Origin of the sequence: Candidatus Didemnitutus sp. (assembly GCA_019634575.1) — a bacterium.
GTDB lineage: Bacteria > Verrucomicrobiota > Verrucomicrobiia > Opitutales > Opitutaceae > Didemnitutus.
The window spans coordinates 3,572,000-3,584,976 of sequence record JAHCAY010000001.1; the positions used below are offsets into that span (position 1 = coordinate 3,572,000).

At 67.2% G+C, this 12,977-nt stretch carries 10 protein-coding genes; 6 read left to right on the plus strand and 4 right to left on the minus strand.

Features of this window, described 5'->3' with window-relative positions:
* Positions 1-5 precede the first annotated feature (5 nt).
* Both KF715_14825 and KF715_14830 read right to left on the minus strand, forming a co-directional pair.
* Entirely contained in the window at positions 6-272 is a 267-nt protein-coding gene (locus KF715_14825) for a hypothetical protein (protein ID MBX3737967.1), read from the minus strand.
* Positions 235-1,047 carry a LacI family DNA-binding transcriptional regulator gene (locus KF715_14830; GenBank protein ID MBX3737968.1) on the minus strand — a complete coding sequence of 271 codons (813 nt, stop codon included), beginning with the start codon at positions 1,045-1,047 and terminating at the stop codon, positions 235-237. The genes KF715_14825 and KF715_14830 overlap by 38 nt, the downstream gene beginning before the upstream one ends.
* Before the next feature lie 146 nt (positions 1,048-1,193).
* On the opposite strand from KF715_14830, the gene KF715_14835 reads away from it, so the two are divergent.
* From KF715_14835 to KF715_14860, 6 genes are read left to right on the plus strand one after another with little or no spacing between them, the layout of a single operon-like run.
* A complete protein-coding gene (locus KF715_14835) occupies positions 1,194-3,917 on the plus strand; it encodes a TonB-dependent receptor (protein ID MBX3737969.1) in 2,724 nt (907 codons plus the stop codon).
* Positions 3,918-3,923: 6 nt separating this feature from the next.
* Positions 3,924-4,988, plus strand: coding sequence for a hypothetical protein (locus KF715_14840; protein ID MBX3737970.1), 1,065 nt, complete (start codon positions 3,924-3,926; stop codon positions 4,986-4,988).
* A gap of 20 nt (positions 4,989-5,008) precedes the next feature.
* A complete protein-coding gene (locus KF715_14845) occupies positions 5,009-6,571 on the plus strand; it encodes a sialate O-acetylesterase (protein MBX3737971.1) in 1,563 nt (520 codons plus the stop codon).
* A complete protein-coding gene (locus tag KF715_14850) occupies positions 6,568-7,806 on the plus strand; it encodes an MFS transporter (protein MBX3737972.1) in 1,239 nt (412 codons plus the stop codon). The genes KF715_14845 and KF715_14850 overlap by 4 nt, the downstream gene beginning before the upstream one ends.
* Positions 7,803-9,899 carry a hypothetical protein gene (locus tag KF715_14855; protein ID MBX3737973.1) on the plus strand — a complete coding sequence of 699 codons (2,097 nt, stop codon included), beginning with the start codon at positions 7,803-7,805 and terminating at the stop codon, positions 9,897-9,899. The genes KF715_14850 and KF715_14855 overlap by 4 nt, the downstream gene beginning before the upstream one ends.
* A 12-nt stretch (positions 9,900-9,911) precedes the next feature.
* A complete protein-coding gene (locus KF715_14860) occupies positions 9,912-10,961 on the plus strand; it encodes a lactonase family protein (GenBank protein ID MBX3737974.1) in 1,050 nt (349 codons plus the stop codon).
* Here the strand turns inward: KF715_14860 and larA are convergent.
* Both larA and KF715_14870 read right to left on the minus strand, forming a co-directional pair.
* A complete protein-coding gene (gene larA / locus KF715_14865; protein MBX3737975.1) occupies positions 10,950-12,242 on the minus strand; it encodes a nickel-dependent lactate racemase in 1,293 nt (430 codons plus the stop codon). The genes KF715_14860 and larA overlap by 12 nt on opposite strands.
* Complete coding sequence (locus tag KF715_14870) at positions 12,229-12,972, minus strand: RraA family protein (protein ID MBX3737976.1); 744 nt, start codon at positions 12,970-12,972, stop codon at positions 12,229-12,231. The genes larA and KF715_14870 overlap by 14 nt, the downstream gene beginning before the upstream one ends.
* Between the last annotated feature and the right edge of the window lie 5 nt (positions 12,973-12,977).

Sequence of the window (12,977 nt, forward strand, 5' to 3'; positions counted from 1 at the left end):
GCCGATCACCGCGCCGCGAGCAGCGTGCGGCCGTCGTGCCACGTGCCGCAGATCAGCACGGTGCGCTGAAAGTCGGGCACGCCGTGTTCGGCGTGCAGCACGGCGTGCGACAGCAGGTCGACGCCGGTGGCGGCGATCTCGCTCAGGCACGGGAGCATGCCGGAGACTTCCGGAAAGTCGGGCCGCGTCGTGATCGCGGCGAAACCGACCTCCTGCGGCAAGCGCACGCCGGCCTCACGCAGCCAGAAATACGGCTGAAGATGCTGGCACACGATCGCGTCGGGCCGGTGCCTTTCCCACCACTTCATGAACGGCGCCGCGCTCGGCATGGCCGAGCAGCGCGCCGGTGTAGAGCGGGACCCGCTGGGCGCGCGGCACTTTCTGCTGGTGCAGGAGGTAGTGTGCCTGGGCGAGGCGCGCGAGCCGCTCCTCGATCACGTCGTCGACCACGTAGCCGATGCGCTTGTAGCCCGCGTCGTCCATCCGCTGGAGGATGCGCGCGAGGTGCAGCACGTAATCGGTCGTCACGCGGTGCAGGGACGGCGTCTGCAGCATGTAGCCGATCTTGATCGAGGCGAAGCGCTCGAAGGGGAACCCGAGCGACTCCGTCCGGTTCGGCAGCGGCAGCACGAGCACGCCGCTGATGCCGCGCGCCTCGAGGATGCCGGCGAGGCGCTTCGGACTCACGCCCGGCTCGCGCAGGCAGAACGTCGCGATGTCGTAGCCGAGCCGCGCGGCGCGGCGTCGCGCGCCATCGAGGAACTCGCGGTAGTAGTAGAGTTCCTCGCGCTGCCACTCGGATTGCGGATGATAGGCGAGCAGCGCCAGCGTGCCGCGGAGGAGCTTGCGGTGCGGCGCGCGGAACTGCCGCATGACCGCCGAGGCGAGCGCGTTCGGCCGGTAGCCGAGCTGCTCGATCGCACGCTCGACTCTCTTCTTCAACGCGGCATCAACGGTGCCAACCGCATTGAGCACTCGTGAAACCGTGGCTACCGACACCCGCGCCGACGCGGCGACCTGGCGAATGGATGGCGGACGTTGCGGCATGAGTAACTGTTTCTCGTCATGACCGTTGTTAACGAAGGGTGGCAAGCTTGGACTGCGCGCACTTCACCGACGCGATGGTTTCCGAACCGCCGCCAATCGCGTGAGAGCCTCCAGTCACCCCTCAACCCCGGTCCCACCCCTCCGCTATGAAAACTCCTCTGTGCGCGTCGCGCCTCGCCACGCTGGCGGCGTTGTCGCTCACGCTCGCCACCTCCGTCTCGGCGCAAACCGCGCCCGCCGCGCCCGCCAAAACCGACGAGACGACCTACACTCTTTCGCCCTTCGAAGTGACCGTCGATCGCGACGTGGGTTACACGGCGGCCAACTCGCTCGCCGGCGGACGCACCGACGCGCCGTTGAAGGACACGCCCGCCGCGGTCTCGGTGCTCACGCGCGAGTTCCTCGATGATCTCGCGATTCCCAACTTCGCCGCCGCTTCCGAATGGTCGGTGAACAGCACACCGACCTATCTGACGGGCGACTCCTCCGTGAACGGCGGCTACACGGTGTCGTTCCGCGGCCTCTCCGCCAGCTTCCCGACCCGCAATTACTTCATCTGGTATCTCGACAGCGACAACTACAACACCGAGCGCCTCGAATTCGCGCGCGGCCCGAACGGCGTGCTCTTCGGCGACTCCAACATGGGCGGCATTCCCACGGTCTGGACGAAGCGCGCGAACTTCTACCGCAATTTCCAGAAGGTCGGCGCCACCTTCGATTCCTACGGCGGCCACCGTTTCTCCGCGGACGTGAATCACGTTTTCAAGAACCGCCTCGCGCTCCGCCTGAACCTGCTTGATACGAAGGTCGCGAACTGGCGCGAAGGCGGCGACTGGACGCGGCAGGCCGCGCACCTCGCCGGCACGGTGCGCCTCACCGAGCGCAACAACTTCCGTTTCGAGGGTGAATACGGACGCTTCGATCGCCAGATCGTCTCGACCTATTACCAGGACCTCGCGTCGACGTGGGACGGTCTCACGACCTTCAACGGCACCACGACGCCCTCCACCGGCAAGGGCATCGCACGCGTCTCCAGCTCGGCCTACTTCCTCGACATTCCCGCCGAACCCGGCCTCGGCTACGCCAACTGGACCAACTCCTACCAGACCGGCGGCACCTCCCTCGCACTGGAGCCCACGCAGCGCACGTTCATCTCCACGCGCTTCCCCGTGCTGCCCTCGCGCGAGTTCAACGCCCAGCAGCCCGACACGATCGTCGAGATCCCGTATTACACCTTCACGACCACGCTCGACCACAAGGTCGGGGACGACTTCTTCGCCGAACTCGCCTACAACCAAACACTGGTCCAGCGCGAGGCGCCGAACAGCATCACGCTGCTCCGCGAGTGGCGCATCGACGTGAACGAGAAGCTGCCCAACGGCCAGCCCAACCCGAAGTTCCTCGTCCCCTACACCGACCGCACTCGTCAGCGCGCGAAGACCGACAACGCCGTCAGCGATCTCCGAGCCATGATCGCCTGGCGCCATCAATTCAAATACGTCTTCCAGAACCTCAACGTCATCGCCGGCTCGCGCATCGATGCCTTCAAGGACTACGCCGGCGACGCACGCCGCGTGAATGGCACGAACCCGAACGTTACCGCCGCGGAGAACATCTACCGCGTCCGCATCTACTACGATGAGCCGGGTGCCTACAACTGGGGTCCGCTGCCGAACCTCGGCGGCGCGCAGATCGACTGGGTCCCGACGGCGGCGACTGACCAGATCCAGCGCATCGACTACGCGCAGGCCGCCTCGCGCACCGCGCTCTGGAGCGACCGTATCAACCTCCTCGCCGGCGTCCGCTACGACGAGTTCTACCGCCGCGCCGCGACGCTCAACGGCGCCCAAGATCCCGTCACCGGCATCCGCGTCATGGGCACGCCGGTCGAGAGCAAGATTTCCACCACGAGCTATAACGGCGGCTTCGTCGCCTTCCCGCTCCGTTGGTTCGGCATCTTCGGCAACTACTCCGAAACCTTCGCGCCCCCCGGTGCCGGCGCCAACCTGATCGACGGCTCCGCGCCCGACATCTCGCGCAGCAGCGGCACTGACTTCGGTATCAAGGTCTCGCTGCCCGACAACAAACTCTACCTGACGCTCAGTCGCTACAACACGAAGCAGATCAATCAGCTCGCGTTCACCAACGTCCGCCAGACCGAGATCAATCGCATCTGGACCAATCTCGGCCGCGTCGATCTCGCGACGGTGAACTACCGCGACTCGCGCGACTTCGAGGCCAGCGGCTACGAGTTCGAAGTCACCGCCAACCCGACGCGCTCGCTCCGCCTCACCGCGAACTACGCGCGCCCCGACAACGCCGCGATCAACCTCAATGCCGGCCTCCGCGCCTACTACGACGCCAACCTCGCCACCTGGCAGGCCGGTGCGAACGACGCCAGCAACCCGAACCGCGCGCAGATCCAGACCGACCTCACCAACATCAAGTCGACCCTCGATGCGGCGGTCCCCGGCGTGCTGCTCACCAATACGTTCTCCTACACCGCGAACGCCTACGCGACCTACACCTTCCGCGACGGCGCGATGAAGAACCTCAGTGTCGGTGCCGGCGGCAACTTCCGCGGTCGCGGCAAGATCGGAGCCGAGGCGACCAACCCGTTCGCCTACGTCTTCTCGCCGAGCTACTACCTGCTCACGGCGCACGCGACCTACATGAAGAAATTCGGCAAGGTCAACGCGCGCTTCCAGCTCAACGTCTCGAATCTCCTGAACAACCGCGACCCGGTCTACCTCAGCACGTCGACCTACCGCCAGGACGGCATTTCGACGAATCCGCTCATGACCACGGGTGCCACCTTCCGCTGGCTCGAGCCGCGCAAGTTCACCCTCTCGACGACGCTCGAATTCTGAAATCCGATGTCTCCCGTCAGCGCCCCCGCGGCCGCATCGCCCGCATCCGTCACCGCCGCCGTCCCCGTCATGCGGGGCATGAGCTTCGGCTTCATGGCCAAGCGCGGCTATTACGCCTCGCCCGCCGCACATGCCGAGGTCGAGGCCATGGCCGCCGCGGGCGTCCGCTGGGTCGCGCTGATGGCGACCGTCGCTCAGGAAACCTTCCACAGCACGCGCCTGTTCCAGGATTTCGAGTTCACGCCCTCCGACAGCGAACTCGAGCTCATCATCGCGCGGTTTCACCGCCACGGCATCAAGGTCATGCTCAAGCCGATGGTCGAGTGCCTCGATAGTTCGTGGCGCGGCAACATCTCGTTCCCCAACGGCGACGAGCAGATCCAGGGCCGCCGCCACGACTACTGGGGCCAGTGGTTCGCCAGCCTCGCCCAATGCGTCGCGCATTACGCCGCGCTCGCCGAGCGCACGCGCTGCGAGTCGTATTGCCTCGGCTGCGAACTCTTCGCCGCCGAGGCCGCTGTGCACAACGATCGCTGGGCGCCGGTCGTCGCGGCCGCGCGTCGCCACTACGCCGGCCATCTCTGCTACGACGTGCAGCCGCCCACGCTGCTCGAGCGCGCGGAGCCGCCGGCGTGGCTGCGCGCCTTGGACGCCGTCTGCATCAGCTACTACACGCCGTGCGCCTCGGGGGCCGGCGCCTCGGCCGATGCCATGATGGTCGGCATGCAGCCGACGGTGGCGAAGCTCCGCGCGGTTTCCCAAGCGCTCTCCCTCCCGATCATCTTCGGCGAGACCGGCTGCCGATCGATGGCTGGCGCAGCGATGAACCCGTCCGAGTATCGCACCGCCGGCACCTATTCCGCCGAGGAACAGGCCAACTACCTCGAAGCCATGTGTCGCCTGTTCTGGGCCGAGCCGTGGTGGGGCGGCTTCTTCTGGTGGAAATGGGACGAGCAGCAGCAGCGTCCCCAGTTCAAGATCGATCCGGCCGGCGACACCGGCTGGACCTTGCAAGGCAAGGCCGGAGCGCAGACGCTTCGGCGCTGGTTCGAGCGCGCCGATCGCGCCTGAGTCTTCGTCACCTCAACTCCATGAATCGTTTCTCCCTCTGGCGGCCCGCCTCGGGCAGCCGCGCGGCCTTGGCCGCGCTCGCCCTCGCGTTCACCCCGTTGGCCGCCCTGGCCGATGTTTCCCTGCCGAGGCTGATCAGCGACGGCGTCGTCTTCCAGCGTGACCGCGCCATCCGGCTCTGGGGCGAGGCCGAGCCTGGCGAAAAAATCGCGGTGCATCTCGCCGGGCGCACCGCGCACGCGATCGCCGCGAACGACCGTCGCTGGTCGCTCGAACTCGACGCGCTGTCCGCGGGCGGTCCCTACGTCCTCGCCGTGCAGGGCAACAACCGTATCGAGGTGAAGGATGTCTACCTCGGCGAGCTCTGGGTCGCCTCCGGCCAGTCGAACATGGAGTGGCCGCTGCGCGAGACCACCGGTGCCGCGGAGGAAATCGCGGCCTCGGCAAATGAGGGCATCCGCGTCTTCAAGGTGAAGCGCGCGCTCAAGGACGAGCGCCAGACCGACGTCAGCGGCGAATGGCGCGCCGCCTCGCCGGCCGCTTCCGGCAGCTTCACCGCGGTCGGGTATTATTTCGCGAAGTTCATCCAGACGAAGCTCGGCGTGCCCGTCGGCATCGTCGACAGCACCTGGGGCGGCACGCCCGCCGCGGCGTGGACGCCGCACGAGGACCTCGCGCGCGATGCGGAGCTGGAGGCTTTCATCACGCGCTACGAGGAGGCCTGCCGGGTTTTTCCGGAGAAAAATCTGCCCTACCTTGAAAAGTTGCGCGCCTGGGAAGCTGCCGCCGGGCCGCATCCCACCCGCGAACAGACGATCGCAAAGCCGCAGCCGCCCATCGGTCCGGGCCATCCGTCGAAACCATCCGGGCTATTCAACGGCATGGTCGCGCCGCTGCTCCCGCTGCGAGTGCGCGGCGTGATCTGGTATCAGGGCGAGTCGGATGCGCCGCGCGCCGCGACCTACCGGAAGCTGTTCCCGACCTTGATCGCGAGCTGGCGGCGGGAGTGGCAGCAGCCCGACCTGCCCTTCCTCTACGTGCAGATCTCGGGTTACCTGGCGAAGCGTGACACCGCGGCCGGCAGCCCGTGGGCGGAATTGCGCGAAGCGCAACTGCAGACGCTGCACGTCCCGCACACCGGCATGGCCGTGACCATCGACATCGGGGAACCGAACGACATCCACCCGCGCAACAAACGCGAGGTCGGCCGCCGCCTCAGCCTGCTCGCGCGCGAACAAATCTACGGCGAAACGCTGGAAACGAGCGGACCCGTGCTGGTGCAGGCGAAGCGCGCTGGTGCGACCTGGCGCCTGCGTTTCAGCCACACGGCCGGCGGCTTGAAGGCGAACGACGGTGGCGCGATCCGCGGTTTCACGATCGCCGGCGAAGACCGTCGCTTCGTGCCCGCCGAGGCCCGCGTCGACGGCGACGAGCTGGTCGTCTCCGGTGCGCTGCATGATCCGGTGGCAGTCCGCTACGCTTGGACGGAGAGCCCGGTCGCGACCCTCGCCAACGCCGTCGGATTGCCCGCCTCGCCCTTCCGCACCGACGACTGGCCGCTGGTGACGCTCGCGCAACCATGAATCCTGCGCCCGCCAACGCGCGCATTCCGCGCCAAAGCTGGGTGATCCTCGCGTTGGTCTTCGCGGTCAACCTGCTGAACTATTTCGACCGGCAGACGCTCTCGATCCTGAAGGCGACGCTGAAGGTCGAGATCGGCCTCACCGACACGCACTACTCCTATATCGTGACGGCCTTCATGCTGCCCTACATCGCGATGTATCTCGTGAGCGGCCGACTGGTCGACCGCTTCGGCAGCCGCGGCCCGATGGCGGTGTTCATCACCGTGTGGTCCGCCGCCACCGCGCTCTGCGGCACCGTGCAAAACCTCTGGCAGCTCGCCGGTGCCCGCATGCTGCTCGGCGCGGGCGAACCCGGAGCGTTTCCCGCGGGCATGCGCGCGCAGGTGAAGTGGTTTCCCAAGGTCCACCGTGCGTTCCTGATGAGCCTCAACTCGCCCGCCACCGCGGTCGGCGCCATCCTGGCGCCGCCGATCGTGGCGACGCTGACGGGCGCGTGGAGCTGGCGGGCGGCGTTTATCGTGCCCGGGATTGTGGGGATGCTGCTCGCCGTCGCTTGGTGGTGGGCGGACCACGAGCGCCCCGGTGTCGTCGCGGAGGGGGAAAACGTCGCCGCGAACGAGCCGGCGCCGCCGCTGCGGGTGATTTTGGGCGAACGGCGCTTCATCGGCGTGCTCGTGGGACGCCTCCTCAGCGAGCCGGTCTGGTATTTCTATTTGTTCTGGCTGCCGGGCTATTTGCAGGAGCGCATCGGCCTGACGTTGCCGCAGCTCGGGGCCGTCGGTTGGATTCCCTCCGGCGTGGCGTCGCTGGTGGCGATTCTCACGGCGCGTTGGTCCGACCGGCATGCCGCGCGTTCGGCCAATCCCGCCGCGTCGCGCGTGCGTGCGCTGCTCGTGCTGTCGTTCTTCGCCCCGATCGGCGCGCTGCTCGCGGGCACGTCCTCACTGCCGGTGATTCTCCTTTTGCTGTGCTTCGTCTACACCGTGGCGCAGTCGTGGTTCTTCTATTCGGCCGTGCTGCTCGCCGACATCTTCCCCAGTAACGCCGTCGCGAGTGCGATGGGCTTCATGGGCGCCGTCTCGGTCACGACCGCCATGCTCGTCAATCTGTGGATCGGCCCGATTGTGGAGAAGGTCGGTTACGGTCCGATTTTCGTCGTCGCCGCCGTGATGCACCCGCTGGGCGCGCTCGTGGTCCGCGCCTGTTTCAAGCCCTCCTCCGAATCTCGCGCATGATCGCCCGCTCGCTTCATCTCCTTGGCGCCTGTGGCGCGATGCTGGTCTCCGCGGCCGCCTGCGCCGTCGAGTCGGCGAGCGCGCTGTTCCCGTTCGTCGTTCCTTGGGACGACGCCGCGCCGAGCGTGGCCAACGTCGCCGCGTGGAACGACGCCCCGGCCGGAGCGCGCGGCCAGGTCTTCGCGGCGGACGGTCATCTCTGGCAACCCGACCCGGCCGCTCCGCAAGGCCTGCGGCGCATGCGCTTCATCGGCGTGAATTTCTCCTTCGCGGCCAATTTCCCGACGCACGCCGACGCGGAAAAGATCGCCGCGCATCTCGCGAAGCTCGGCCTCAACTGCGTGCGCTTTCACCACATGGATCGCGACGCCGCGCCGAAGGGGCTCTGGCAGCCCGACCTGAAGACGATCGATCCAGTGCAGCTTGACCGGCTCGACTTCTTCATCAGCCGCCTGAAAGCGCACGGAGTCTACGCCGACCTCAACCTCCACGTCAGCCGGATCTATCCCGATTTCCCGACGTGGACCGGCATGCCGCTGTTTCACAAGGGCGTCGACCTGTTCACGCCCGGGATGATCGCGCTGCAAAAGGATTTCGCGCGCACGCTCCTGCATCACGTGAATCCCTACACCGGCGCGACCTACGCGCAGGAGCCGGCGGTGGCATTCGTCGAGATCAACAACGAGAACGGCCTCGTCAGCCGCTGGTGGGAAAAATCGCTCGACGAGATGCCCGAATTCTACGTCGCAGAACTCGCGCGGCAGTGGGCGGCATGGCGGCGCGCACACAATCTCCCGACGGACGGCGACGCGATCATTCGGCGGCGCGATTACGCGATTCAGGGCGAGCCAAGGCGACGCGACTGGGTCCGCTTCCTTTGGGAAACCGAGGCCGCCTACTGGCGCGAGATGCAGCGCTATCTGAAGGAAGATCTCGGCGTGCGCGCGCTCGTGGTCGGCACGCAGCTGTATTCCTACAGCACGCTGCCGCTCCAAGCCGAGATGGACGTCGTCGACATCCACGCCTACTGGCAGCATCCGGAATATCCCGACAAGACGAACCGCGCGCTCTGGACCGTCGGCAACGAGTCCATGGTCAATCACGCGGAGGCGCGCACGATTTCCGACCTCGCGCTGCAGCGCGTCGCGGGCAAGCCGCTCATCGTCACGGAATACAACCACTCGTCGCCGAACACCTACGGCGCGGAGGCATTCCCGATCGTGGCGGCTTACGCGGCGCTGCAGGACTGGGACGCGTTTTTCGTCTACTCGTATTCGCACGGCAACCAGCCGTGGGACGAGGCGAAGATCAACGGCAACTTCGACATCTGGGCGCACAGCGCGAAACTCGCCACCTTGCCGGTCGCTGCCGCGCTCTTCCGGCGCGGCGACGTCGCCACGCCCGCTTCCGGCCACGAGACGAACGCGAGCGCAGAGCAATTTTTCGAACTGACGACGCGCTACGGCGTGAACATCGGCGGACAACACTTCGGCGCGAGCCGCTTCGACGCGCTGCGCCGCCCGCAAAGCCTGCGTCTTGGCGCTCCCGCGCCGGTTCTCACCACGCCGCCGCGTTTTCCCTACGCCGGGCCGATCGCGAGCGATACGGGCGAATTGCGGTGGGACGCGCGCGCTCCGCGGGGCGTCTTCACCGTCGACACCCCGCGCACCAAGGCTGCGATCGGCTTCACCGACGGCCGGCGCCTTGAGCTCGGCCCGGTCATGATCGCACCGGGCACGACGCGCCAGGGTTGGTCGGCGATCGCCCTCACGCAAATGGACGGAAACGCGATCGGCACCGCCGGCCGCGCGCTGCTCGTGGCTTGCGGCGACCTCGAGAACACCGGGCAAATCTGGAAATCGTCGGCGCGCGACAGCGTCACGGCCTGGGGCAGCGCACCAGTCGTCGTCGAGGGCATCCCCGCGGAGATTTCTGTGATGACTTCGCTCGAGGTTGCGGTTTGGGCTCTCGACGAGCGAGGCCAGCGCCGCGCGGAAGTGCCGGTGCGTCGCGAGGCGAGTCGGATCACGTTTTCAATCGGACCGGAGTGCCGGACGCTGTGGTATGAAGTGGTGTTCGGCGCCACGCGCTGACGCCGGCGTGAGATGAGTCGGTTGATCGCCTATGTCGGCACCTACACGCGCGAAGGCGGGCGCGGCATCGTCGTGCTGGAGTTCTGCTGCACGAGCGGACGCTTCCTTTGCGAGCTCCAGCAGCTCGGCGCCGAGGATCCCGCCTATCTGGCGCTCCATCCGACACGCGACGTGCTGTTTTGCGTGAACGAAGTTCGATCGCTCGGCGTTGCGGCGACGGGCGGCGTGTGCGAGTTCGAGGTGGACGCGGCGACGGATCGGCTGACGTTCCGGCGCCAGTGGCCGAGCGGCGGCATGACGCCTTCGCACCTCGCCGTCGATCCGCGCGGAGAATGGCTCGCCGTCGCGAACTATCGCGGCGCGAACGTCGCTCTGGGGCAACTCGGCCCGAGCGGTCACCTGATCGACCTGCAACCGCGCTGGGCGTTTGCCGGGAGCAGCGTTCATCCGGAGCGGCAACTCCAGGCGCATCCGCACCAGGTCGTTTTCCACAACACCGGCGTGCTTACGCCGGCGCTCGGTGCGGACGAGGTCGTCTGGCATGCGCTCGCGGGCAGCGGGATCGCGACGACGAAGTTGCCGCCGGGGACCGGTCCGCGGCACCTCGCGATGGCCCCGGACGGTCGGCATTGTTTCGTGCTGTGCGAATTGAGTTCGCAACTCGCGGTGTTGGCGGTGGGCGCCCGCGGAGAGCCGATGGAGTTGCTGGCGCTGCATTCGACGCGCGATCGGTCCGATGGCCCGAACCAAACCGCCGCGATCAGGCTGCATCCGAACGGCCGCTTTCTCTTCTGCTCCAATCGCGGCGATGACACGGTCGCCGTCTTCCATCTCGGCGACGGAGCGCAGGTGAAACTGATCCAAGTGGTGCCGACCGGCGGGCGCTGGCCGCGCGACCTCGCAATCACTCCGGACGGCCGTTGGCTGATTGTGGCGAATCAGCACGCCGGAGAACTGGCCGTGCTGCCGATCAATCCGGACACGGGCGAGCTGGGACGTTGCTCCGAGCGTTGGCCGATCATCGCACCGGCGTGCGTGTTGCTGCGCAAGTCAGCGGGCTAGATACGGAATCGTCAGCGGCCCTTCCGGCAACACGGCCACCCGCGGGCGCCCGCCGAGTCGGGCGATTTCGGCGCGCAAGGCGCGACCGAGATCGTCCACTGGTTCGACAAAGGCCCGGCGCAGTTCCTCCGCGGCCATCTCGCTGTGGAGTCCGACGCGTGCCTTCTGGAGAATGAGCGCGAAGAGCTGCGCCTGCCACTGGTCGAGCACGGGCGCGGTGGCGCCTTCGATCGTGGCGAGGAGTTCCGCCGGACTTTCGGCGCGGAAGAGCAGGTCGCGGAAGTTGCCGTGCGCGGGGAAGCCGTCGTTGCACCGCGCCGCGCAGAGGATGAGTCCGCCCGGCTGCACGATGCGTGCGGCGGCGGAGAGGCCCTTGACCGTCTGGTAGAGATTCTGGTCGAGCGGGAAGCCACTGTTCGTGGTGACGACGATCGGGAACGGTTCCGTGCACGCGGTCATCGCGGTCTCCTTGACGAACGCGCAGCCGGTGCGGTGCGCGGCCATCGTTTCGCCGCAGAAGAAGGCGGTGATGCGGTGCGCGGCGTTGAGCGTGACGTTCACGCAGAAGTCGATCGGCAGCATCGCGCCGCCCTCGCGCACGCGTTCCTGCGTGGGATTGTTCTCGAGCCGGCCCCACGTGCTCAACGGATCGCCGACGACGCGGGCGCCGTGGTAGTTCTGGATCGCGTCGAGACCGAGCACGCCCGGAAACACGGCTTTGTAGCCGCCGGAAAAGCCCGCCATGAAATGCGGCTCGATGAAGCCCATGATGATCCGCCGGTCGGCGCGGACGGTCTCGCGATTGAACGCCACGTCGTAGCCGAAGCGCGACCGCCCGACGCGCTCGAGCGTCGCCGGATCGTGCGCGTCGTGGTTCACCACGCGGTAGCGGCGCGCAATGGCGGGACCGAGCATGCGGTCGAGCTCGTCCGGCGTGTTGGCGCGATGCGAGCCGGTGCCGATGACGATGGTGAAGTTCTCGGCGGGCACGTGAGCGAGCTCCGCGAAGAGCCACGGCAGCAGCCGGTCGCTCGGGAGCGGACGCGTGCCGTCGGGCACGACGACCGCGACGGTCTCGTGCGCCGCGATGAGTTCGCGCAGCGGACGCGTGCCGATGGGCGCGCGCATCGCCGTCTCGAAGGCGGCGCGTTCGTCGGGCAACGCGGCGGCGTGACGTGGCCGGAGCACGACCGCATCGATGCCGCTCAGGTCGAGCGACAGGCCGGTCTGGCCGTAGGCCAGCGCAACCGTTTCCGCCGGCGCAGACTCAGAAGTAGCCACCTTTTTCGGAAATCTGCTGCACGGTCTCGCCGGCGGCGACCCAAGAGAAAATCTTCTTCTCGTTGGCCTTGATCTCCTCGGCGCGGACAAGGACGTCGTAGGCGATGTCGCGCGGCACGCACATCACGCCGTCGATGTCGCCCAGGATCACGTCGCCCGGTTTCACCACCGTGCTGCCGAGGAGGATCGGGACTTGGTAGTGGGTGATGAGGCAGCGCCCGAGCGAGCCGTTCGGGATGCGGTGTTTGTAGAACACCGGGAAGTCCTTTTCCATGATCTGGTGTGTGTCGCGGATGCCGCCGTCGATGCACGCGGCACGCACGCCCATGCCGAACGCCGTCGCGGTCATCACGCCGCCCCAGAGCGTCGCCTTCTCGTCGCCGCTGGTGTCCCAGACCACGAAGCTGTCGGCGTGCAGGTGGCCGAGCATTTCCTCACGGAATTTCATTTCGCCCGTGATCTTCACGTTCGGCGCGCTTTTCACGGTGAAGGCGAGACCGGCCACGGTGCGCTCCGGGCGCAGCGGCTTGAGATGGCAGGGCAGCGCTTGGTCGAGTAGTGCGAACTCGCGCAACACGTCGCTGATCGCGCCGGTGTAGAGCTGCTCGTAGCGGGCGAGCAGTTCCGGGACGGGGACGGGGAACGGCTTGGTCGAGACCTCTTCGCGCGCGGCGATCAGTTTCTCGAGTTTCATCATTCCGACTTCCTTGCGGTAGGTATCGATGGACATGGGTC